This is a genomic window from Rahnella woolbedingensis, assembly GCF_003602095.1.
GTDB classification, from domain to species: domain Bacteria; phylum Pseudomonadota; class Gammaproteobacteria; order Enterobacterales; family Enterobacteriaceae; genus Rahnella; species Rahnella woolbedingensis.
Genome location: NZ_RAHH01000011.1, coordinates 151,583 through 174,199, shown reverse-complemented (window position 1 = coordinate 174,199; position 22,617 = coordinate 151,583). Strand labels below are relative to the sequence as shown.

Sequence of the window (22,617 nt, the reverse complement as noted above, 5' to 3'; positions counted from 1 at the left end):
TCAAGTTAGCTACGTTCAGGGGTTCAGGACATCAGGCGGTTATACAGGACGAGATATTCCTGTGCAGCCACCTTCCAGCCAAAATCAATACCCATGGCGTGTTGTTGTACGTGTCGCCAGTGCTTAGGACGGCTCCACAAAACAAATGCGCGGCGGATCGCATTACCCAGCGATTTCCCCGTTGCTTCTTCAAAGACAAAACCACTGGCAGTTCCGTCGGCCAGATTTTCCAGCGCACAGTCGACCACCGTGTCGGCCAGTCCGCCAGTACGGCGCACCAGCGGCAGGGTGCCGTATTTCAGTCCGTAAAGCTGGGTTAATCCGCACGGTTCGAAACGACTCGGCACCATGATGACGTCCGCCCCGCCGATAATGCGGTGGGAAAACGCTTCGTGATAACCGAGCTGCACACCGACCTGGCCCGGATTATCCGCCGCGGCCGCCAGGAATGCCTGTTGCAGCACGGCGTCACCTGCGCCCAGTAAAGCCAGCTGGCCACCGCGTTCGAGTAAATCAGGTAATGCTTCGAGCACCAGATCCAGCCCTTTCTGGCTGGTCAGTCGGCTGACGACCGCGAAGACCAGACGCGAATCATCCACATCCAGCCCCATCGCCCGTTGCAGATAAGCTTTGTTGACCGCTTTCGAGCGCAAATCATCAGCGTCATAACGCGCCGACAGCAGCGCGTCATCGCGTGGCTGCCAGATGGCTTCATCCACGCCGTTAAGAATACCGGTCAGCCGCCCCTGCATTTCCCGCTCCAGCAGCAGCGATTCCATGCCGTAACCAAACTCCGGACGGGTAATTTCTTTGGCGTAGGTCGGGCTGACGGTGGTGACGTGATCGGAATAGAACAGACCGGCTTTCAGGAAAGATATCTGGCCGTAGAATTCCAGCCCGTGCATCTGGAAGAACTCGCGCGGGATATAAAGCTCATCGAGATGATGCGCGCCAAACAGCCCCTGAAACGCCAGATTGTGTACTGTGAAAACGGTCCGTACCGGCGCGTTACGGGCGCGGATATAGGCGGAACACAGCCCGGCGTGCCAGTCATGAGAATGGACGATATCGGGTTTCCAGTGCGGGTCGAAATTCAGCGCCAGTTCGCAGGCCATCCAGCTCAGCAAGGCAAAGCGCAGATGGTTATCCGGGTAGGCAAAAGAGGATTGATCGTGATACGGGCTGCCGGGGCGATCATACAAACCAGGCACATCAATCAGATAAATGCCCACGCCATCAAAATAGCCCAGTGAAAGGGTGACATGCCCCGCAAAGGTCGCCAGCGTACCGATTACCTGCGTTTCTCCCAGTCCTTTTTTGACATCAGGGAAAGCTGGAATGAGTACGCGGACGTCCGCGCCCTCCGCAATCTGAGCAGCGGGCAATGCGCCGGCGACGTCAGCAAGGCCGCCTGTTTTTAACAGCGGAAACAGCTCGGAACAAACATGTAAAACCTGCATTCGCGCTCCTGATTATCCCGGTCATCCCGGCAAAACCGGGATGACGAAAAGTCGTGCTTTCTAACGTCTGTTTATAGTTTCGCCAGCATCGCGCGCGTCACCAGCACCACGCCCCCTTCGGAACGATAGAACCGGCGGCTGTCTTCATCCGCATTCTCGCCAATCACCATGCCTTCGGGGATCTGACAGGCGCGGTCGATGACGCATTTACGTAAGCGGCATGAACGCCCCACGTTCACATCCGGCAAAATAATCGTCGAATCTATGTTGCAGAAAGAGTTGACGCGTACCCGCGGGAACAATACGGAATGCACCACCACTGAACCGGAGACGATAACGCCGCCCGCCACCAGTGAATTCATGGTCATACCGTGGCTGCCCGAGCGATCCTGCACAAATTTGGCCGGTGGCAATGGCTCCATATGCGTGCGGATCGGCCAGTCGCGGTCATACATATCCAGCTCGGGCGTAACCGACGCCAGATCCAGATTCGCGCGCCAGTAGGCGTCGAGCGTACCGACATCACGCCAGTACGGTGGCAATTCATCGTTTTGCGTCACGCAGGAAAGTCCGAACGGATGCGCGCGGGCAACGCCCTGACGGGTGAGTTTCGGGATCAGGTCTTTGCCGAAATCATGGCTGGATTCCTCACTCGCCATGTCTTCTTCGAGCATACGAAACAGATAGTCCGCATTAAAAATGTAGATGCCCATGCTCGCCAGCGCCATATCGGGATTACCAGGCATCGGCGGCGGGTCTTTCGGTTTTTCGACGAAACTGGTGATGTGGTAATCCTCTGTGACGCCGATAACCCCGAACTCGCTGGCCTCAGCGCGCGGCACTTCCAGGCAGGCGACGGTACATTCACCGCCCTTCTGCACGTGGTCGATCAGCATCCGCGAATAGTCCATTTTGTAAATATGGTCACCCGCCAGGATCACCACAAATTCGGCGTCGTAGCGGCGGATAATATCCAGATTCTGATAGACCGCATCGGCGGTGCCTTTGTACCAGTGCTCGGTGCCGTGGCGTTGCTGCGCCGGGAGTAAATCCACAAACTCGTTCATTTCTTCGTTGAGGAAAGACCAGCCGCGCTGGATATGCTGAACCAGCGTGTGCGACTGATATTGCGTAATGACACCGATGCGGCGAATGCCGGAGTTCAGGCAATTCGACAGGGCGAAATCAATGATACGGAATTTCCCACCGAAGTGGACGGCAGGCTTGGCGCGGGTTGCGGTTAAATCTTTCAGTCTTGAACCACGGCCCCCGGCAAGGATCAATGCCACGGATTTAAGCGGCAACTGTCGTGCCAGCATAACCGGGTCCCGGTTGTCTAATGTCGCCATATCTGACTCCTTCGTTTTTATAATGACCGGCTCTGTGGAGTGAAATCTTGTAGGACACAGAGGGTTTTTGCTGCTGCCCGCCATTGCGAGCCTTCCATGACACGCCGGGGTTCCTCATCAAAAAGCACGCTGTTGAACGGTGCAACCGGCTGCCAGTTTCCCGGCGGCAGCTGCAAATCCACGTCGTGCAGCGAGGCATTGACGATCAGTAACCAGCGCTGAGACAGACAGATTTGCAGCCACTGCTGCGGTCCCTGTTCCCAGTCGCCGGGGCTCATCGGTTGCCCCTGTTGATTCAGCCATTGCACATCTTCGCTGCCTTCCTGCCACCAGCGGTTTTGCGTCAGTGCCGGAATTTTCCGGCGCAGCGCAATCAGCGCAGAGGTATAGGCCATCAGGCTTTCATCGGCATTTTCCCAGTCGAGCCAGGTCAGCGGATTGTCCTGACAGTAGGCGTTGTTGTTGCCAGACTGGCTGTTACCCTGCTCGTCACCGGCCAGCAACATCGGCGTGCCCTGTGACAAAAACAGCGTCGCCAGCAAAGCACGCTGGCTGAGACGGCGCTGCTGCTGTACTTCTGCAGACGCCTCCAGCCCTTCTTCGCCGTGGTTTTGGCTGAAATTTTCGTTGTGGCCGTCGCGGTTTTCTTCACCGTTGGCCTGATTGTGTTTCTGGTTAAAACTCACGAGATCGCGCAACGTGAAACCGTCGTGTGCCGTCAGCATATTCACGCTGGCGTAAGGTTCGCGTTGAGCGGGACTGAATTTGTCGGCAGAGGCCGCAAAACGTCCGGCAAAATGACCGAGAGAAATATCGCCATGCAGCCAGAACTGGCGCATATCGTCGCGCCACACATCGCTCCATTCGGCAAACGGTGACGGGAAATGGCCGAGCTGATAGCCGCCGGTACCGATATCCCAGGGTTCTGCGATCAGTTTGACCTGCGAGAGAATCGCATCCTGCTTAATGGCGTTAAACAGCGGCGATTGTGCGCTGAATTCCGGCGTTCTGCCGAGTACGGTGGCTAAATCAAAACGGAATCCGTCAACGTGACATTCGCGCACCCAGTAATGCAGGCAGTCGAGCGTCCAGGCGATAACGTCGTCATCCATCAGGCGCAGCGTGTTGCCGCAACCGGTCATGTTGTTGTCAGAGCCGTCTTCGTTGAGCCAGTAATAACTGGCGTTATCGATACCGCGGAAAGAGATAAATGGCCCGTCGATATCCAGCTCCGCGCTGTGATTAAACACCACGTCGAGGATCACCTCGATACCGGCCTGATGCAGCGCTTTGACTGCCGATTTAAACTCATTCAGCGCCGACACACCGCCCAGCCCGCTGGCATAACGTGGCTCAACGGCGCACGGCGCCAGCACGTTGTAGCCCCAGTAATTGCTCAGACCCAGCTTTTGCAAACGCGGTTCATCGGCATGATGTTGCACCGGCAGAAGCTCGATTGCGGTCACACCGAGATGCTGTAAATACTCAAGCATGACCGGATGCGCCAGTCCGGCGTAAGTGCCGCGGATAGCCGCCGGAATACGAGGATGCTGGCGGGTCAGACCACGCACATGCGCTTCATAAATCACCGTTTCGCCCCACGGTCTGGCGGGCGGTCTATCATCGCCCCAGTCGAAATTTCCGGCGACGACGACAGATTTCGGCGCCACCACGGCGCTGTCTTTGTCGTCCGGCGCGTCAGTGCCACCGGTAAAGCGCGCATTGTCATGCAGAACGCCGTCAACAGCCCGCGCACTGGGGTCGATCAGCACTTTTTTCGGGTTAAAACGATGGCCGTTTTTCGGGTCGAACGGCCCGTAAACGCGATAACCGTAGCGTTGTCCGGCTTTGGCATCGGGCAGAAAACCGTGCCAGAGATTGCCGGTATGTCCCGGTAAAGGCAGATGCTGCTCGCTGCCGGTCTCATCAAAAAGACATAACTCCACTTTTTCCGCATGCGCGGAGTACAGGCAAAAATTGATGCCGTTATCTCTGAGATGCGCACCAAAAGGTGCGGGCTGACCGGTCGCGAGCTGTTTCATTACGCCTCCCTTCGCAAATAAACCGTCGCCAGCGGCGGAATGGTCACGCTGATCGAATGTTCGCGCTGATGATGACCGATGTTTTCACTGTAAACGTCGCCGCTGTTGCCGACATTGCTGCCCCGGTAGAAATGCGAATCGGTGTTAAGAATTTCGCGGTAACGGCCAGGGCGGCCAATGCCGATACGGTAGTGTTCACGGGGCACCGGCGTGAAGTTACTGATGACGATGACTTCGCAGCCGTTTTCGTCCCGACGCGCAAAGGCAAAAATCGAATTTTCATGGTCATCAACCACCAGCCATTCGAAGCCGCGCGGGTTGTAATCGAGCTCATACAGCGGCGCGTTGGCCTGATACGTCAGGTTCAGGTCGCGAACCAGATGCTGCACGCCGCTGTGCCAGCCAGACGCGTCGTCCAGCAGATGCCAGTCGAGGCTGGCGTCGAAATTCCACTCGCGCCCCTGCGCAAATTCGCACCCCATAAATAATAATTTTTTGCCCGGATGCCCCCACATAAAGCCGTAATAGGCGCGCAGGTTGGCAAACTTCTGCCAGACGTCGCCGGGCATTTTATCCAGCAGGGATTTTTTGCCATGCACCACTTCATCATGCGACAGCGGCAGCATGAAGTTCTCGCTGTAGGCGTAAAGCACGCCGAATGTCATGAGATTGTGGTGGTATTTACGGTGAACCGGATCGAGCTGCATATAAGACAGCGAGTCGTGCATCCAGCCCAAATTCCATTTGTAATGGAAGCCCAGCCCGTTGGCGTCCGGCGGCATGGTAACGCCCGGATAATCGGTCGATTCTTCCGCCAGCGTCACTGCGCCGCCGAGTTCCCTGCCAATCGTATGGTTGGTGTATTTCAGGAAAGAAATGGCTTCGAGGTTCTCGCGGCCACCGTAATAGTTAGGGATCCACTCGCCTGCTTTACGGCTGTAATCGCGGTAAATCATGGACGCCACCGCATCTACACGCAGGCCATCAATACCGAAGCGCTCAATCCAGTAAAAACCATTGCCAGCCAGATAGTTACGCACTTCATGGCGGCCATAATTATAAATCAGCGTGTTCCAGTCCTGATGATAACCTTCGCGCGGATCGGCATATTCATACAGCGCGGTGCCGTCGAACTGCGCCAGCCCGTAGGCATCGCTGGGGAAATGCCCCGGCACCCAGTCGAGGATCACATTCAGTCCGGCGTTATGCGCAGCATCGACAAAGGCTTTGAAATCCATCGGCGTACCGAAACGGCGGGTCGGCGCATACATGCCCAGCGGCTGATAACCCCAGCTGCCGTCGAACGGATGCTCATTCACCGGCATCAGCTCGATATGCGTAAAGCCCATCCATTTGGCGTAGGAAACTAATTGCTCAGCCAGCTCGCCGTAGCTGAGCCAGAAATTGTCATCGGTATGACGACGCCAGGAACCCAGATGCACTTCATAGACGGAAACCGGCTGATTCAGCGCGTTGGCTTGCTTACGCGCTTGTGAATGTGGCACAACGTCCGGCAATTTCCGCACACATGAGGCGGTATCCGGGCGCATCTGCGCCTCAAAAGCGTAAGGATCGGCACGCAGGGTGACATTGCCGCGGCAGTCGATAATTTCGAATTTATACAGCTGACCTTCGCGCACGGCAGGGATAAACAGTTCCCAGATGCCATTCTCACGACGCTGGCGCATCGGGTGACGGCGGCCATCCCAGAAGTTGAATTCACCGACCACGGAAACCCGCGTGGCATTCGGTGCCCAGACGGCAAAACTGACGCCTTCGACATCGTCCAGTGTTTGCAGATGCGCACCGAGTTTTTCATACGGCCGCAGGTGTGTACCCTCTGCCAGCAGCCAGATATCCAGCTCCTGCAACAGCGTGCCGAACCGGTAAGGGTCGTCAATCACATGGAGATTCTCGCCCCAGCGGACTTCCAGCTTGTAGCGAAATGCATTTTTACGGCGTGGGATCAGGCCGACAAAGAAACCGCGGTCGTCATAACGACGCAGTTCCGCCACCTGCTTGCCTTTTTCTACATCAATAACCCAGACCTGATCAGCATCTGGCAACAGGGCACGCACTTCGAGCCCGGCGGCCACAGAATGCATTCCCAAAAGAGAAAAAGGATCAGCGTAGTGGCCAGATATAATTTGATTAATGACGTGCTGATCGGGAAGTACAGACATGTATTTCGTCCTATGATTAATTAAATCAATAAATCCAATAAAATCATTCAGGTATTCAATACGACATGTAAATTAAGTGTGCTCCCCTTTTTGTCGTTGCATTGTGATCTGGCGGTACTTCACTTTGGCAAAAAATGCGCCAGTGCGCCTTTGTTCACAATTTCCAAATAAGTCTCTAATTCCGCTTCTCAAAAAGGCAGAGCTCTTCTACTAAGCATAGACAAAGATTAAAAAAGGCAGGGCGTTAAGGAGTTCAAAAATGGACAAATTTTTGAAAAAGATAAATACAGTAAAAAGCGCTGCGGGTGATGGGAGAAATGGCGGAAGTTATTGAAGGTTGAAACAAAAACGGGACACCGTGCTGGTGTCCCGCAGGGGAAATATTTACAAAGAAAACAGGGCAGTTTTCAGCTTACAAAAGAATACGCAGCATACGGCGTAAAGGTTCTGCCGCGCCCCACAGCAGCTGATCACCGACGGTAAACGCCGACAGATATTGCGGCCCCATATTCAGTTTGCGCAGACGGCCAACCGGGGTGTTCATCGTGCCGGTAACCGCAGCTGGCGTCAGTTCACGCATCGACAGCTCCCGGTCGTTCGGGATCACGCGAACCCAGTCGTTGTGCGAAGCCAGCATCTGTTCGATTTCAGGGATCGACACATCTTTTTTCAGCTTCAGCGTGAACGCCTGGCTGTGGCAGCGCAACGCGCCGATACGGACACAAAGGCCATCCACCGGAATAATGCTGGAAGTGCCGAGAATTTTGTTGGTTTCCGCCTGACCTTTCCACTCTTCTTTGGTCTGGCCGTTATCGAGCTGTTTGTCGATCCACGGGATCAGACCGCCAGCCAGCGGAACACCGAAGTTATCGGTTGGCAACGTACCGCTGCGGGTCAGCGCCGTCACTTTACGTTCGATATCCAGAATGGCGGAAGCCGGGTTTTCCAGCTCTTTCGCCACGCTGTTATGCAGCATGCCCATCTGGGTCAGCAGCTCGCGCATGTGACGCGCACCACCGCCGGACGCCGCCTGATAGGTGGCGACAGACGCCCATTCGATCAGGTCATTGGCGAACAGGCCGCCGAGCGACATCAGCATCAGGCTGACGGTACAGTTACCGCCCACAAAGGTTTTGATGCCTTTGTCGATACCCTGATGTATCACTGCGCTGTTGACCGGGTCGAGGATGATTATCGCGTCATCTTCCATTCTCAGAGAAGAAGCTGCGTCAATCCAGTAGCCGGACCAACCGATTTCACGCAGCTTAGGATAGATTTCATTGGTATAATCGCCGCCCTGACAGGTGATGATAATGTCCAGCGCACTCAGTGCGTCCAGATCATAGGCATCTTGCAAGGTACCAGACTGACCCGTGAAAGAAGGCGCGGCCTGACCGTGCTGAGAGGTGGAGAAGAATACCGGACGGATAGCGTCGAAATCGCGTTCTTCAATCATGCGTTGCATGAGTACAGAACCGACCATTCCACGCCAGCCTACGAAACCTACATTTTTCATAATATCTGTCCTGCCCTGAGGGTGATAACTGCTTAAAACGGCTTAAACGCGCGTTTGCACTCAGTGAGTGCCTGTTTTGATGCACTGTGCCCCGTTAGCGCGCGGGTCTACCACCTTACAAAATGCACCAGAAGTGGCAAGTTAATTTAATCAATAGTGCAGCCTTTAATAGCAGCACGACTTATAACAGGCGTTTTTTATCATTCTGAGGTAGTCATGACCGAAATGATTTCAGCAACGATTTTGCTGTTTTTAATTATGGATCCGCTGGGCAACTTACCGATTTTCATGTCGGTCTTAAAACATCTCGACCCGAAACGCCGCCGTGTGGTGTTAATCCGCGAAATGCTGATCGCACTCCTCCTGATGCTGATATTCCTGTTTGCCGGGGAAAAAATCCTGTCGTTCCTGAATCTGCGTACAGAAACCGTGTCGATTTCCGGCGGTATTATTCTGTTCCTGATTGCCATCAAAATGATTTTTCCGTCGGAAGAGAAAAGCAGCAGCGGTTTGCCTGCCGGTGAAGAGCCATTCCTCGTCCCGATGGCGATCCCGCTGGTCGCCGGCCCGTCGATTCTCGCCACCCTGATGCTGCTTTCGCATCAGTACCCGAATCAGATGAGCCACTTAACGCTGGCGCTGTTTATCGCCTGGGGCCTGTCGATGGCAATTCTGCTGCTGTCGAATCTGTTCCTGCGACTGCTCGGCGACAAAGGCGTCAGTGCCCTCGAACGCCTGATGGGCCTGATTCTGGTCATGCTCTCGACGCAGATGTTCCTCGATGGGATCAGGGCGTATTTGAAGATTTAGCGACAACATAAAACGAAAAAGGCTAGCCATCTGGCTCGCCTTTTGTACATCTGTTTAAATCGTTTTCAGCGTCTGGATAATTTGCGGATTCAGTTCCAGCATTTTCAATAACTTCAGTGCTGCGCCATTTGGCAAACGTTTTTGTTGTTCCCACGCCTGAACAAGCGAAGGGGAAACGCCAAGCAACCGTGCGAATTCATCTTGTTTAACTCCCGCCTTGGTTCGAATTTGTTTTACTTCAGGCATCGCAACATGCGTGATATGCGCGGGTGCCATTTCACCTTTGCGGATGGCGATCATCTCTTCGGCCGATTGCCGCAATTCGTCGAATAATTCTTTATTCATGGTCCATCTCCTGTGTCACGACAGACTTTGTACGATATTTTTTAAAATCGATTTTTCATTTCCCGTCAGAGAATCTTTCTCGCTCTTCGGATAAACCAGCAGCATGAAAATCTGACCATCAGCGCACAGGTAATAATAAATCGCCCGCACACCCGCACTTTCCCCACGCTTTTGATAACCCCAGCGGATTTTTCTGCATCCTCCCGTCCCGACAATCAAAGCGCCTGCATCGGGATAATGCGAAAGGTATTCCTGAAACTGGCGATACTCGTCCTCAGTAAGCAGTTCTTTGCATTGACGACTAAACGTCGGGGTTTCGATAAACTCCAGATATTCCATATGACTCATTCCATGACTCAAGATGGCGGGATAACACTCTCACAGGGTAAGAGTTCAACGCGAGGTTTTTCTCGTCAGAAACGAAAAGGCGAGCCAAATGGCTCGCCTTTTTTATGCTCACAATTTGTCGTCAGACGACCATCGACAGCAGCAGGCATCCGGCCAGACCGCAGAGGGAAATGATGGTTTCCAGCACCGACCAGGATTTGAACGTTTCGACGATGGTCAGGTTGAAGTACTCCTTGAACAACCAGAAGCCCGGATCATTCACGTGAGAGAAAATCACGCTGCCGGAACCGACGGCGATCACCATCAGCTCAGGGCTGACGCCGGTAGTCGCAATCAGTGGTGCGGCAATGCCGCCCGCGGTAATCGCTGCGACAGTGGCAGAACCCAGTGCGATACGCAGCACCGCCGCAATCGACCAGGCCAGCAGGATTGGCGACAGGTTGCTGCCATTCATCAGGGCGGCGATGTATTTTTCAATACCACTGTCTACCAGTACCTGTTTGAACGCACCGCCACCGCCGATGATTAACAGCATCATCGCGATGATTTTGATGGAATCACTCACGGTCGCCATCACTTCATCCATCTTACGGCCACGGTTCAGGCCGAAGGTGAAGATAGCGATCAGTACCGCAATCAGCGTTGCCATTACCGGGTCGCCGAAGAATTCAGCGTAAGACAGCACCGGATGGCCTTTCGGTAAGATCATTTCGCAAACGGCACGGAACGCCATCAGAATGACCGGTACCAGTGACGTCGCTACGCTGACGCCAAAGCCCGGCATTTCTTCTTCAGTGAAGGTTTTCGGGTTGAACAGACCTTCAGGAACCGGTTTGTCGATCCCTTTCAGGAAACGTGCATAGACCGGACCGGCGAGAATGACCGTTGGCACCGCCAGCAGTGAACCGTACAGCAGAGTTTTGCCCATATCTGCGTGGAAAATAGTGGCAATCGCCGTCGGGCCAGGGTGCGGAGGCAGGAAACCGTGCGTGACGGATAACGCAGCCGCCATCGGCACGCCGACATACAACAGTGGCAGACGCGCCGCCGCCGCCACGGTAAAGACCAGCGGCAGCATCAGCACGAAGCCGACTTCATAGAACAGCGCGAAACCGACGATGAAACCGGTCAGCACGATTGCCCACTGAATGTGTTCACGGCCAAACTTTTCGATAAGCGTGGTCGCGATACGCTGTGCGCCACCGCAATCTGCCAGCAACTTGCCCAGCATAGCGCCGAAGCCCATGATCAGAGCCAGACTACCGAGCGTGCCGCCTACCCCGTTTTTGATCGACGTGATGACTTTGTCGACCGGCATTCCCTGCATGATGCCCACCGCCAGCGCGACCAGGATCAGTGCAATGAAGCCATTAAGCTTAAATCGGATCATAAGTAACAACAGCAGTGCGACGCCCACCGCTACAATAACTAATGGCATATTCTTCCCCTCATGCGGTCACCGTGGTTTAGCGTTCGACCCGGTGACGCATTGTTTTTAATTTTCATGATGTTGTAGGAATTAACAGTGCAACGGGTACAGACCGCGACCGCTAAAACAGCAGTGCATTCCTTTGTGATATTAGTCACATCTCCATTTGTTACCGGTATCATGATACCGGTAACATGCTAATATTAGGACTCACTACGCAGTCAAAATGTTCATTTTGGGATAGAGATCATACTTATGGCAGGACAAAGCATCATTCTGATGGGCGTGTCAGGCAGCGGTAAATCCACCGTCGGCGCGGCACTGGCCCGTGAACTTAACGCGAAATTCATCGACGGTGATGATCTTCATCCCCGCGCCAATATCCAAAAGATGGCCAGCGGCACGCCACTGAACGACGACGATCGGGCGCCCTGGTTATTGCGTCTGAACGACGCGGCCTACAGCCTGCGCCATAAAAATGAAACCGGTATTATTGTCTGTTCCGCGCTGAAGCGCCGTTACCGCGATGCGCTGCGTAAAGACAACGAAGGCATGGTCTTCATCTACATGAAAGGCAGTTTTGATGTGATTGCCGACCGTCTGAAAGCGCGCGCCGGACACTTTATGCCGACCGATTTACTGCGCAGCCAGTTCGATGCACTCGAAGAGCCGGGCGAAGATGAGCCGGATGTGTTGCGCGTGAATATTGATCATAAGTTTGAAGGTGTGGTTGATCGCTGCGTTGCCGCACTGAATAACCTTCGTACTTGAAGCTGCTGCGCCGTTAGCGGCTCTCGTTCACCCGAATCACTGACTCATGTCAGCTCATCGGGATTCACTCGTTTGCTGCCTTGCCGCAACTCCAATTACTGGGTTCTTCGATTTTATTACAAAAGATCAGATGCTTCCGCCTGCCGAGATGGTAAACCCTACATCGACCATTCTCGGCACCACTTCTTCGCCACGAAGTCTCGCCAGCAGGCGTTCGGCGGAAATCTGCCCCATTCTTTCGCGCGGTGTGAGCACACTGGCGAGCGGGGGTTCCATCGCCTGCCCCATGTTGTGACCGTGGAAACCAGCAATCGCCATTTGTGACGGAATTTTCAGCCCCTGACGCTGGCACTCAAAGAAAGCGCCCGCCGCGAGGTCATCGTTGGTGCAAAAGATGCTGTCGATTTTCGGCCAGTCTTTTTGCGCCTGACGCAGCAGTTCCGCGCCCGCGCTGTAGCTCGACGACCGGCTGGTCATCACGCTGTAAGGTTCGAGCCCGGATTCGCGCATTGCCTGCTCGTAACCCTGTTGTTTGATGAGGGTACGTTCGTCCTGACGCGCGCCGAAATACACCACATGGCGATGCCCGCGCGCAATAATTTGCTGGGTCATTTGTCGTGCGGCTTCGAAATTGTTGAACCCGACCGCCAGATCCACGCACGGTGACACGCAGTCCATCATTTCCACTACCGGAATACCGGCCACTTCAATCATTTTCAGCGTACGCGCCGTGTGATGGCGTTCGGACAAAATCAGCCCGTCGATATTGTAGGAAAGCAGCGACGTCAGACGCTGTTCTTCGCGCTCCTGGCTGTAACCGTAATGAGCCAGCATGGTCTGGTAGCCGTGAATATCGGTCACGCTTTCGATGCCGCGCAGCACTTCGGCGAACACCTGGTTAGTCAGCGACGGCAGCAGTACGCCGATGGCGCGGCTTTTCGCATTGGAAAGAATATCCGGTGCGCGGTTGGGGATGTAACCCAGCTCATCGAGCGCCGCAGAGATCTTTTCCTGCAACGCGCCGGAAACCTGTTCAGGATTGCGCAAATAGCGGCTGACCGTCATTTTGGTGACGCCCACCTTGTCGGCAACATCCTGGAGTACGGGCCTTTTTTTCTTGATATTCATCAATGAGATGGTGCCGCTGAAAAGGTTAAGGGATCAGAGAGTGATGTTAGCAAACAATCGCGCAGGCGGATATCCGTTGCTGCGCGACATGAGAGGTTTGTCAGGAAGGTAACGAGAGCTGACCGCGAACCGGTGCGCTGATGTTCGCTGAGAACTGCCCGGTCAGCAGCGCCATCGCGCGCTGTGCCAGCGTTTCCAGCGGATAGGCAATCGCCGGGATCGCCGAAACACCCGGAGGCAGCGTGCTGTCGAGGCTGAAAACCATCACGCTTTCCGGCACGCTACGCCCGTGCAGCGCGAGCTGACGCAGTGCGTCCTGCGCGGTGGCATCGTCCGGCACCAGCAGCGCATTAAACGGCACGTTCTGTTCCAGCAACTGCGCCAGCGCCTGACTGCCGCTGTGCACCAGACGCCGGTCATACGGCAGCAAAAACTTCTCCAGCGCCAGATGATAGCCCTGCAGGATTTGCCCGGCCGTTTCGCTGTTTTCCGCGTTAATTAGCGCAATCTGTCTGCGTCCTTGCTTGAGCACATACCGACAGGCAGTTTCGGCAGCAAAACTGCGGTCAAAATGAATGCTGCGTTCTGAATCCGCATCCAGACAATCAATGGTGATGACGTTTTCAGGTAAAGCAGGCAATGGAAAACGCGCACCAATCACAATCATCGCATCGCACAGACCACGGCCAATTTCGGCCACAGAATGCGTGAGGCTCGCCGCATCTGTCGCGAACCGCAGCAGCAAATACTTTTGGTTCAGCCGCAGTTCTTTTTCCAGCGCATGCAGATAACCGGTGGACTGGTTGATATTTTCCGCCGCACAGATCACGCCGATACACCCGGTGGATTGCGTGGACAACGACTGCGCAATCACGCTCGGTTTGTATTGCAGCGTTTCCACCGCCTGCATCACGGCCAGACGGCTCTCTTCTTTGACTCCGCGGCTGCCACTCAGGACACGGGACACTGTCGCTTTCGACACCTTCGCCAGCCGCGAAACGTCGTTAATGTTGGCCATGTCTTTCCTTGTGTTAATCGAAACCGTTATTTTTAGAAACCGCCGCGAACCACTCGCCGCTTTTCTTCACCGTACGTTTCTGGGTTTGCAGATCCAGCTGGATGAAACCATACCGGTTTTTATAGGCATTCATCCATGACCAGCAATCAATAAATGTCCACATATGGTAGCCGAGACAGCCGCTGCCTTCCTGCAACGCACGGTGCAGCCATTTCAGATGCCCGCTGACAAACTCGATGCGGTAATCATCATCAATCCGTCCGTCCTTTTCGAAGCGCAGTTCATGCTCCACGCCCATGCCGTTTTCAGAAATGAAACAGCGCGGATTGCCGTAGTTTTCACGCAGATTAGTCAGGATATCGTAGATCCCCTGCTCGTAGATTTCCCAGCCGCGGTGCGGGTTCATTTTGCGCCCCGGCATGACGTAGTTATCGAAGAACCATTCCGGCATAAACGGACTTTCAGGATTGACCATGCTGTCGCGGCACTGAATGCGGCGCGGCTGGTAATAGTTGATGCCGAGTAAATCCACCACACCCTGTTGCAGGAGCTCTTTATCGCCCGGCTGACAGGCCGGAAGCTGATCGTGTTTTTTAAGGAGTTCCACCAGTTCCTGCGGATATTCACCGCGCAAGGCGGGGTCCAGGAAACTGCGGTTAAACATCAGATCAGCAATATTCGCCGCTTTCAGATCAGCCGGATTCTGCGAGCGCGGATAAGACGGCGTCAGATTGAGGATAATGCCGATTTCGCCGCCGAGATTGCGCGCACGGTAGGCTTTTACCGCCAGAGAATGCGCCAGCATGGTGTGAAATGCCACGGTTGCCGCACGTTTGAAATCCACCACATTCGGGTAGTGGAAGTCATACAGATAGCCGCCTTCGACCGGCACGACCGGCTCGTTAAAGGTGAACCAGTGCTTCACGCGGTCACCGAACAATTCAAAACAGGTATCGGCATATTTTTCGTAAGCCTGCACCACTTCGCGGTTTTCCCAGCCGCCGATTTCCTGCATCGCCATCGGCATATCAAAATGGAACAGATTAATAAACGGCTGCACGCCCTGCGCCAGCATTTCGTCAATCACCTGATTATAGAAGGCGACCGCTTCCTGATTCACTTCACCGCGTCCGTTGGGGATCAGACGCGCCCAAGAAATGGAGGTACGGAAGGTGTTGTGGTTCAGCTGTTTGAGCAGCGCAATGTCTTCGCGCCAGTTTTTATAAAACGTCGAGGTATCCTGCGGACCGACATCGTTATGAAAACGCGTCGGTTGCTGTGAATACCAGTGATCCCACACCGTCGCGCTTTTACCGTGGCTCAGGGTTTCACCTTCCGTCTGCGGCGCAGAGCTGGCGCTGCCCCACCAGAATTCTTTTGGAAATGCGTATTTCATTGTCATCCTCGCTGTCCGTTAGCTTTACGTTTTTAACTGTGACTTTTTCAGTGAATGTTCAACTGTTTGCCGGCACGGCATTGCCCGCCGTTTGTGCCGTGGCTTTTTCCGCTTCCTGTTTCAGCAACGTACGTTCATAGGCTTTCAGGAACGGATAGTACATTACGGCTGATAACACCATACAGAACAGGCACATAATTACCGGACTGAACGCCCAGTTTGCGGCCCATGACGCACCAATTGGCGCCGGCGTTGTCCAGGGGGTGAGCGACACCACTTGTGCCACCCAGCCAAGTTTAGTGGCCGTGTAAGCAAAAATGGCATTGAGCATAGGGACGAGAATAAACGGCAGGAAGAACACCGGATTCATGATAATCGGCGTACCGAACAGGATCGGTTCGTTGATGTTAAAGAAGCTCGGCACCACGCCCATCCGTCCGATCGTCCGCAGATGCACGGCCTTGCTGCACAGCAGCAGAATCGCCAGCGGCAACGTCGAACCAACGCCACCAATCAGCAGATAGTGATCCCAGAAGCCTTGCAGATAGATATGTGGCAGCGGTTCGCCAGCCTGTAATGCGCTCTGGTTGAGCGCCAGATTGGTCATCCAGAACGGGTTCATGATGCCGGTAACGATCAGCGCACCGTGAATACCCGCAAACCACAGCACCTGGCAGATAAACACCGAAATCAGGATCGCAGGCAGTGAATCTGAGGCCGAAACCAGCGGCGCCAGCAGATGCATGATGGCTTCAGGAATGATCATGCCGGTGGTGGACTGAATAAACAGATTCAGCGGATGCAGCGTCGCGACAATCACCACCACCGGGATCAGAATTTCAAAGGAACGCGCCACGCCGGTGGGGACTTCTTTCGGCAGGCGGATCGTGATGTTGCGGCGTTTGAGCAACGCATACACTTCGGCGGCATAAATCGCTGTCAGGATGGCAGTGAAAATACCTTCGCCGGAAAAGTATTGCGTCGAGATTTGCTTGTCATGATACGGCGCCGCCACCAGCAGGAACGCCATAAACGCCAGCAATCCGGTCATGATCGGGTCGAGTTTGTAATGTTTACCAAGACTCGCGCCAATGCCTACCGAAATGAAGAACGTCATTACGCCCATACTCAGATACCACGGCAGCATCAGTTGTTCGCGATATTTCATCGAGAGATCCAGCCAGCCGCGCGCGAACCCCCAGGTGGTGTCCGGCGAGAAGGGTGGAAAAATGAAGACCAGCATGAACGAGCCGATGATCATAAAAGGCAGCGCCGCGATAAACCCGTCACGAATGGCGATCACATGCCGCTGCTGGCCGACGCTGCCCGCCAGGGGTGTGATGTGTTTTTCGATGACGTTAACCATCGACTGATAGAGGCCACTCATACGGGGCTTCCTTCCTGTGCGATCAGGCCATAGGCGAAGTCCAGCACGTTGTCGCCGCGCTGCATGCCATAATCCATCATGTTGATGGTTTCGACCGGAATATTAAATTCTGCCGCTCGTTTGGAGAGATCAGCCTGCATGTAACGAACCTGCGGCCCGAGCAGCACGACCTGATAATCACGGAACTTCTCGTCAAACTCGCTGGCCCCGAAGGCATCGATCTGCACTTCTTCACCGCGCTGTGCCGCGACTTCTTTCATTTTACGCACCAACAAACTGGTCGACATCCCCGCCGAACAACAAAGCATGATTCTTTTCATTTTTGCTTTACTCCCAGATGATTTATGTTCTGCCCGTTTCTTCCTGTCGGGGGTATTTGAGACACTTTGGAAACCGGTTTCCATCACTGTGACAGTGATGTGCGAACGGGCTCAAAATTTTAGAGCTAGATTTGCTGCGGGTGTGAATGGCGTCACGAAGCGGAAAAATTAAACAATGCAAACGCGGGGAAAAGGACTAAGGGGATGTGGCTTTAAAACCCAAGAAAAAGGCGACCGGAGTCGCCTTAATAAACGTGAATTTAATCAATATGAATGGTCAGACCGGTGGCAAGTCAAACAGCAGAATTTCACTGTCTTCGTCTGCATGAACTGACAGCGCCGTTTCATCCCAGATAGCCAGCGCGTCACTGGGTCCAGCTTTCTGACCGTTGATGGAAACCGTGCCTTTCACCACCTGGATCCACACGCGGCGTTCGGCCTGAATCTGATAAACAGACTGCTCGTCTTTTTTCAGCGCCCAGCGGGACAATTCCATATCCTGGAACACTTTCAGCGAACCGTCACGGGCATCCGGAGACAGCACCAGCTGGCGGCCCTGCGGCGCATCGAACATGCGTTGTTCATAACGCGGTTCCAGCCCTTTCTGATTTGGAATAATCCAGATCTGATACAGATGCAGTTTACTGTCGCTGTTGCCGTTGTATTCGGAATGCGTCACACCGGTACCGGCGCTCATAATCTGGAACTCACCGGCCTGGATCTGCTCTTTGTTGCCCATGCTGTCCTGATGTTCCACGGTGCCTTCCAGCACGTAGGTCAGAATTTCCATGTCTTTATGCGGATGCTTACCAAAACCCTGACCCGCATCGATGAAATCTTCGTTGATCACCCGCAGCGCGGAGAATCCCATAAAGTTAGCATCGTAATAATCGGCAAATGAGAAGGTATGCCAGCTTTCCAGCCAGCCGTGACTTGCGTGACCGCGTTCTTGTGCTTTGCGTAAGTAGATCATGTTCAACTCCCCTCAATGTTTTCTCTAGTCTAGTCAACGGCTGAGAATAAGAAAGCGCAAAAACTTCACCCCTCTGTTCAAAAAATATGAACAAATGCAGATGACTAAATTCAAAGGAATTGCTGGAGAGTGGGAGCATTTAGAACGGAGTTTTTCGAAATAGTTTGAGTTGTGGGACAAATCTTCCGGGAGCAGATTTGAACGCAGCCAACGCATCTGCCGCTCAAAATATGAAGAAAAAAAAGCCAGCGCATAAGGCTGGCTAAATAATACTGGAAGCAATGTGAGCAATGTCGTGCATTCATGGGGACCCGTTTGACCTTGGTGTGAGGCCATCCCCGGAACGCATGGCAATAATAATCATTATCATTCGCACTTGTAAAGCATTATTTTTCACCAAACATTCGATTGACAGTTTTCCTATTCCTGATAAATGTAGAGGATATTCAAACAGTAACCACAAAAAGAGGAGTGTCACCATGAGCGAAATAGTCATACGTCACGCTGAAGCCGCAGATGCAGAGGCGCTTCAGCACCTATACGCTCAGGTTCCTGTTTACAGCGACACCCTGCAACTTCCTTACCCGCCTGCCACGCTATGGGAAGACCGCCTTACTAACGCCGCGCCCGGCCGGTTCGCGCTGGTGGCGTGCATCGACGGCAAACTGGTGGGCAATCTCACCCTGATGGTTGAGCAGGCCTGGCGACGCCGCCATGTGGCAACGTTCGGGATTGGCGTAGATACGGCATTTCAGCGCAGAGGTGTGGGCAGCAAGCTTATCGCCGCTGCACTTGAGCTGTGTGATAAATGGCTTTACGTGAAACGCGTGGAACTGACGGTGTATGCCGATAACGAAGCCGCTATCAGCCTGTATAAAAAGTTCGGTTTTACGATTGAAGGCCGCAGCCCATGTTATGCGTTACGCGACGGTGAGTTCGTGGATACGCTGCATATGGGCCGCATCCGCGCCGTTTAATCACTCACAGTGGCGCGGGTTTCAGGCGAGGGCTGACGTACCAGCAACCGCACAACCAGCGCCATTGCTATCACCACCAGCAATGCCGAGCCGAGATAAATCGCATCAATTCCCGCCTGCGCCATCAGCACACCCGCCAGCGGTCCGGTGATCCCCAGTGATAAATCCAGAAACGCCGAATAGGTCGCCAGCGCGCTGCCCTGATTTTCCGGCGGCAGTTTCTTCACCGCCACCACGCCCAGCGCCGGATACACCAGCGAGAATCCCACGCCGGTAATAAACGCACCGCCCATCGCAGCCCATGCGTTCGGGGCGAAAAACACCATAATCAGCCCGGCGATTTCCACCACAAAACAGGCCAGCGCCACGCGCAGTCCGCCAAAACGGTTAATGCAATTGGGCAACAACAGACGCATGCCAACAAACGCTACGCTGAAAAAAGTCAGGGAGAACGCCGCGCCGGACCAGCCTTTAGCGGCATAAAACAGGGTGATAAACGTGGCGATCACGCCAAAACCGGTGGAAGCCAGCGCCAGCATCATGCCGTAGGGCAGGATTTTACCCAGCACCTGACTGAACGGGATTTGCGTCGATGCGGTGCCAGTGACCGGCGGTTTGCGCGAGGCGGTGATTAACGCCGCCAGCGCCACCAGAATGATGCAAACCGACAACAGCATCAGGCCGCCGGCGCTGAAAATCAGCACGCCGAGCGGTGCGCCAATCGCCATCGCGCCGTAAGTCACCACACCACTCCACGAAATTACTTTGCCGATATGCACAGAGCCGACCACGCTGATGCCCCACAGCGTCGAGCCGGTTCCGGCAAAACTTTGCCCGGCACCCAGCAGAAGGCGTCCGGCACACAACAGCCCGAGGCTCAGCGCCGGTGAGGCATCGAACCACAGCGCCAGCAGATAGAAAACGCCGCTGAGCAGACAGCCACTGAGCCCGAACATCACCACCCTTTTCGGCCCGATTTTATCGGCATAACGACCGGCATACGGACGGCTGAGCAGCGTGGCGAAATATTGCAGGCTGATCACCAGTCCCGCCCAGAATGCGCTGTAGCCGAGATGTTCATGCACATAGCCCGGCAGAATCGCCAGCGGCAGGCCGATGGTCAGATAGTTGGCAAAGTTGAATACCAGAATGGAGAGAATTCGCAGCGTGGTCTTTGACGGGCTGGCAGCAGTAAGGTCGGGCGAAGCAGGTTCAGGCATGGAAATTCGTGTCTCACGAAGAAGGTTCAGGCGTGTTACGAAGCCGTAAATGAGTCTTTGACTTTATTAGCAATTGATTACTTTCGCAACAAATTGAACCGTTGTTTTACTCAGCCTTCCCGGTACTGCCATCAAAGTGACACATCACTGTCATCTGCCCTGCTTATGGTCGGGATACTTCAACCGGAGGACATCCTATGTTCAGCATGGATACCCTGTTTCAGGATCTCGACCCGCAGCACAAAACCCCTTCCTGGCAACGCCGTCTGTTAAAAATCTTATTCCGCGAAAAAGAATTCCACCGCTTTGCCGGCGAGTATCAGCACCTGAAAGGGATTGATATGGCTGAGCAGGTACTGGAGCATTTTACTATTCGCTGTGAACTGACGGAACGCGACCGGGAGCAGATCCCGAGTTACGGCCCGGTAGTGATTGTGGCCAACCATCCGATTGGTACCCTCGACGGTCTGGCGCTGCTGCATGCGGTGGCGTCGGTGCGTCCGGACGTCAAAGTGGTGGCGAATCAGCTGCTGTCGCTGGTGTCCTCGCTCGGCAGCCTGATGATCCCGGTGGATAATATGGGCAACCGCACCCGGCGCAATCAGGTGACGCAGATGCAGGAGCATCTGGAGAATCAGGGCGTGCTGATTGTGTTCCCGGCAGGCGAAGTCTCACGCATGAGTTCCAAAGGCGTGCGCGATGGCAAATGGCATACCGGTTTTCTGCGCCTGGCCGCCAAAGCCCGTGCGCCGGTGGTGCCGGTGCATATCAGCGGCAGCAACAGCGCGCTGTTTTATCTCAGCTCGATGATTTACCGTCCGCTCAGCACCCTGCTGCTGGTACATGAAATGTTCGGCCAGCGCGGCAACAGCCTGACGCTGAAAATCGGCGCGCGCATTCCTTATTCCAGCTGGCATGACGGACAAATGCAGGCGGGCGATCTGGCGGCACGTTTTCGCAAACATCTCTACCGTCTCGGCGCAGGTAAACCGGGGCTGTTCCACACCGAAACATCGATTGCCCGCGCTGAAGATCGCGCCGTACTGAAGCACGCGCTGGAAGCCAGCGAAGTGCTCGGCAAAACGCCGGACGGCAAAATGATTTATCTCTATCGTCGCCATGGTGAGGATTACGTGCCGGTTCTGCGCGAACTGGGACGCCTGCGCGAAATCGCGTTCCGTGCAGTCGGTGAAGGCAGTGGCCGCCGCCGTGACCTCGATGGCTACGACGACGATTATTATCACCTGGTGTTGTGGGATCCACAGGCACTGGAAATCGTCGGTGCTTACCGGTTTATTCCCACGGCAGAACAGGTCGCCAGCAAAGGGCTGAACGGGATTTACAGCCAGAGTCTGTTCCAGTACGGCCATCAGATGGACCCGATTCTGGCGCAGGGCATTGAGCTCGGGCGCAGCTTTATTCAGCCCGCTTACTGGGGCAAACGCGGGCTGGATTATCTGTGGCTGGGTATTGGCGCGTATCTGGCGAAATATCCGCAGACGCGTTATCTGTTTGGTCCGGTGTCGATTTCCGGAGGAATGCCGCTGCCTGCCCGCGATTTGCTGGTGGCGTTTTACCGGCTGTATTTCGCTCCGGCGTTGCCGCTGGCGACTTCGCGCCGCCCGTATCCGGCCTCGCTGCCAGACGTGTTGGCGCAGTTTTGCGGCGACGATTATCAGGAAGATTTGCAGCGGCTGAAGCGTTTGCTGGCGAATCTCGGATGCAGTATTCCGGCGCTTTATAAACAGTATTCAGAACTTTGCGAAACCGGCGGCGTGCAGTTCATCGATTTCGGCAGTGATCCGGAATTCAACAACTGCATCGACGGCTTAGTATTGGTCGATCTCAGCCAGCTTAAACCGGCAAAATTTGAACGCTATATTGCGGTGCATCAGGACATTTCCTCTCCTCTCTGATTTGCATTTCTGATGCCTTCGGACGCGTC

Annotated in this window: 19 protein-coding genes; 4 read left to right on the top strand and 15 right to left on the bottom strand. The window is 54.5% G+C overall.

Annotated features, from left to right (window positions below):
• Positions 1–23: 23 nt before the first annotated feature.
• The 5 genes from glgA to asd form a co-directional block, all read right to left on the bottom strand.
• A complete protein-coding gene (gene glgA / locus D6C13_RS11565; RefSeq protein WP_120132891.1) occupies positions 24–1,460 on the bottom strand; it encodes a glycogen synthase GlgA in 1,437 nt (478 codons plus the stop codon).
• Between the two features lie 71 nt (positions 1,461–1,531).
• Positions 1,532–2,809, bottom strand: coding sequence for a glucose-1-phosphate adenylyltransferase (gene glgC, locus D6C13_RS11560; RefSeq protein ID WP_120132890.1), 1,278 nt, complete (start codon positions 2,807–2,809; stop codon positions 1,532–1,534).
• 17 nt (positions 2,810–2,826) lie between these two features.
• Positions 2,827–4,851: a glycogen debranching protein GlgX gene (glgX, locus tag D6C13_RS11555; RefSeq protein WP_120132889.1), complete on the bottom strand. Its 2,025-nt coding sequence runs from the start codon at positions 4,849–4,851 to the stop codon at positions 2,827–2,829.
• The gene (glgB, locus tag D6C13_RS11550; protein WP_120132888.1) at positions 4,851–7,034 is read right to left on the bottom strand and encodes a 1,4-alpha-glucan branching protein GlgB; all 2,184 of its coding nucleotides are present in this window, start codon (positions 7,032–7,034) and stop codon (positions 4,851–4,853) included. Before glgB ends, glgX begins: the two co-directional genes overlap by 1 nt.
• A 412-nt stretch (positions 7,035–7,446) precedes the next feature.
• Positions 7,447–8,550, bottom strand: a complete 1,104-nt coding sequence (asd, locus tag D6C13_RS11545; protein ID WP_120132887.1) for an aspartate-semialdehyde dehydrogenase — start codon at positions 8,548–8,550, stop codon at positions 7,447–7,449.
• Between the two features lie 216 nt (positions 8,551–8,766).
• On the opposite strand from asd, the gene D6C13_RS11540 reads away from it, so the two are divergent.
• Complete coding sequence (locus D6C13_RS11540) at positions 8,767–9,360, top strand: YhgN family NAAT transporter (protein WP_120132886.1); 594 nt, start codon at positions 8,767–8,769, stop codon at positions 9,358–9,360.
• 54 nt (positions 9,361–9,414) lie between these two features.
• Here D6C13_RS11540 and nadS read toward each other — a convergent pair whose 3' ends face one another.
• The 3 genes from nadS to gntT form a co-directional block, all read right to left on the bottom strand.
• On the bottom strand, positions 9,415–9,705 hold the full coding sequence (gene nadS / locus D6C13_RS11535) for a NadS family protein (protein ID WP_120132885.1): 291 nt from the start codon (positions 9,703–9,705) through the stop codon (positions 9,415–9,417).
• A 15-nt stretch (positions 9,706–9,720) separates the two neighbouring features.
• The gene (locus tag D6C13_RS11530; protein WP_120132884.1) at positions 9,721–10,044 is read right to left on the bottom strand and encodes an addiction module toxin RelE; all 324 of its coding nucleotides are present in this window, start codon (positions 10,042–10,044) and stop codon (positions 9,721–9,723) included.
• A gap of 130 nt (positions 10,045–10,174) precedes the next feature.
• Positions 10,175–11,491 (bottom strand): gluconate transporter, encoded by a 1,317-nt coding sequence (gntT, locus tag D6C13_RS11525; protein WP_120132883.1) that lies wholly within the window; start codon positions 11,489–11,491, stop codon positions 10,175–10,177.
• 246 nt (positions 11,492–11,737) lie between these two features.
• Between gntT and D6C13_RS11520 the strand changes: the two genes are divergently transcribed.
• Positions 11,738–12,253: a gluconokinase gene (locus D6C13_RS11520; protein ID WP_120132882.1), complete on the top strand. Its 516-nt coding sequence runs from the start codon at positions 11,738–11,740 to the stop codon at positions 12,251–12,253.
• Positions 12,254–12,379: 126 nt separating this feature from the next.
• Here the strand turns inward: D6C13_RS11520 and gntR are convergent, their stop codons facing one another.
• From gntR to D6C13_RS11490, 6 genes are all read right to left on the bottom strand, one after another.
• A complete protein-coding gene (gene gntR / locus D6C13_RS11515) occupies positions 12,380–13,375 on the bottom strand; it encodes a gluconate operon transcriptional repressor GntR (protein ID WP_120132910.1) in 996 nt (331 codons plus the stop codon).
• Between the two features lie 106 nt (positions 13,376–13,481).
• Entirely contained in the window at positions 13,482–14,399 is a 918-nt protein-coding gene (locus tag D6C13_RS11510; protein WP_120132881.1) for a LacI family DNA-binding transcriptional regulator, read from the bottom strand.
• 13 nt (positions 14,400–14,412) lie between these two features.
• Positions 14,413–15,795, bottom strand: a complete 1,383-nt coding sequence (locus tag D6C13_RS11505) for a glycoside hydrolase family 1 protein (RefSeq protein ID WP_120132880.1) — start codon at positions 15,793–15,795, stop codon at positions 14,413–14,415.
• 58 nt (positions 15,796–15,853) lie between these two features.
• Entirely contained in the window at positions 15,854–17,182 is a 1,329-nt protein-coding gene (locus D6C13_RS11500) for a PTS sugar transporter subunit IIC (RefSeq protein ID WP_120132879.1), read from the bottom strand.
• Positions 17,179–17,502: a PTS sugar transporter subunit IIB gene (locus D6C13_RS11495; RefSeq protein WP_120132878.1), complete on the bottom strand. Its 324-nt coding sequence runs from the start codon at positions 17,500–17,502 to the stop codon at positions 17,179–17,181. Before D6C13_RS11495 ends, D6C13_RS11500 begins: the two co-directional genes overlap by 4 nt.
• Positions 17,503–17,779: 277 nt before the next feature.
• A complete protein-coding gene (locus D6C13_RS11490) occupies positions 17,780–18,475 on the bottom strand; it encodes a pirin family protein (RefSeq protein WP_120132877.1) in 696 nt (231 codons plus the stop codon).
• Positions 18,476–18,954: 479 nt separating this feature from the next.
• On the opposite strand from D6C13_RS11490, the gene D6C13_RS11485 reads away from it, so the two are divergent.
• Positions 18,955–19,452 carry a GNAT family N-acetyltransferase gene (locus tag D6C13_RS11485; protein ID WP_120132876.1) on the top strand — a complete coding sequence of 166 codons (498 nt, stop codon included), beginning with the start codon at positions 18,955–18,957 and terminating at the stop codon, positions 19,450–19,452.
• On the opposite strand, the gene D6C13_RS11480 is transcribed toward D6C13_RS11485, so the two are convergent.
• Positions 19,449–20,672, bottom strand: a complete 1,224-nt coding sequence (locus D6C13_RS11480; protein ID WP_120132875.1) for an MFS transporter — start codon at positions 20,670–20,672, stop codon at positions 19,449–19,451. The genes D6C13_RS11485 and D6C13_RS11480 overlap by 4 nt on opposite strands.
• 197 nt (positions 20,673–20,869) lie before the next feature.
• Here D6C13_RS11480 and olsF point away from each other — a divergent pair, with 197 nt between their 5' ends.
• On the top strand, positions 20,870–22,588 hold the full coding sequence (olsF, locus tag D6C13_RS11475; protein ID WP_120132874.1) for a bifunctional ornithine lipid synthase OlsF: 1,719 nt from the start codon (positions 20,870–20,872) through the stop codon (positions 22,586–22,588).
• The last annotated feature ends 29 nt before the right edge of the window (positions 22,589–22,617 follow it).

Coding starts and splice junctions, on each gene's coding strand:
- glgA (WP_120132891.1), bottom strand. CDS start 1,460: ATGCAGGTTTTACATGTTTGTTCCGAGCTGTTTCCGCTGTTAAAAACA.
- glgC (WP_120132890.1), bottom strand. CDS start 2,809: ATGGCGACATTAGACAACCGGGACCCGGTTATGCTGGCACGACAGTTG.
- glgX (WP_120132889.1), bottom strand. CDS start 4,851: ATGAAACAGCTCGCGACCGGTCAGCCCGCACCTTTTGGTGCGCATCTC.
- glgB (WP_120132888.1), bottom strand. CDS start 7,034: ATGTCTGTACTTCCCGATCAGCACGTCATTAATCAAATTATATCTGGC.
- asd (WP_120132887.1), bottom strand. CDS start 8,550: ATGAAAAATGTAGGTTTCGTAGGCTGGCGTGGAATGGTCGGTTCTGTA.
- D6C13_RS11540 (WP_120132886.1), top strand. CDS start 8,767: ATGACCGAAATGATTTCAGCAACGATTTTGCTGTTTTTAATTATGGAT.
- nadS (WP_120132885.1), bottom strand. CDS start 9,705: ATGAATAAAGAATTATTCGACGAATTGCGGCAATCGGCCGAAGAGATG.
- D6C13_RS11530 (WP_120132884.1), bottom strand. CDS start 10,044: ATGGAATATCTGGAGTTTATCGAAACCCCGACGTTTAGTCGTCAATGC.
- gntT (WP_120132883.1), bottom strand. CDS start 11,491: ATGCCATTAGTTATTGTAGCGGTGGGCGTCGCACTGCTGTTGTTACTT.
- D6C13_RS11520 (WP_120132882.1), top strand. CDS start 11,738: ATGGCAGGACAAAGCATCATTCTGATGGGCGTGTCAGGCAGCGGTAAA.
- D6C13_RS11510 (WP_120132881.1), bottom strand. CDS start 14,399: ATGGCCAACATTAACGACGTTTCGCGGCTGGCGAAGGTGTCGAAAGCG.
- D6C13_RS11505 (WP_120132880.1), bottom strand. CDS start 15,795: ATGAAATACGCATTTCCAAAAGAATTCTGGTGGGGCAGCGCCAGCTCT.
- D6C13_RS11500 (WP_120132879.1), bottom strand. CDS start 17,182: ATGAGTGGCCTCTATCAGTCGATGGTTAACGTCATCGAAAAACACATC.
- D6C13_RS11495 (WP_120132878.1), bottom strand. CDS start 17,502: ATGAAAAGAATCATGCTTTGTTGTTCGGCGGGGATGTCGACCAGTTTG.
- D6C13_RS11490 (WP_120132877.1), bottom strand. CDS start 18,475: ATGATCTACTTACGCAAAGCACAAGAACGCGGTCACGCAAGTCACGGC.
- D6C13_RS11485 (WP_120132876.1), top strand. CDS start 18,955: ATGAGCGAAATAGTCATACGTCACGCTGAAGCCGCAGATGCAGAGGCG.
- D6C13_RS11480 (WP_120132875.1), bottom strand. CDS start 20,672: ATGCCTGAACCTGCTTCGCCCGACCTTACTGCTGCCAGCCCGTCAAAG.
- olsF (WP_120132874.1), top strand. CDS start 20,870: ATGTTCAGCATGGATACCCTGTTTCAGGATCTCGACCCGCAGCACAAA.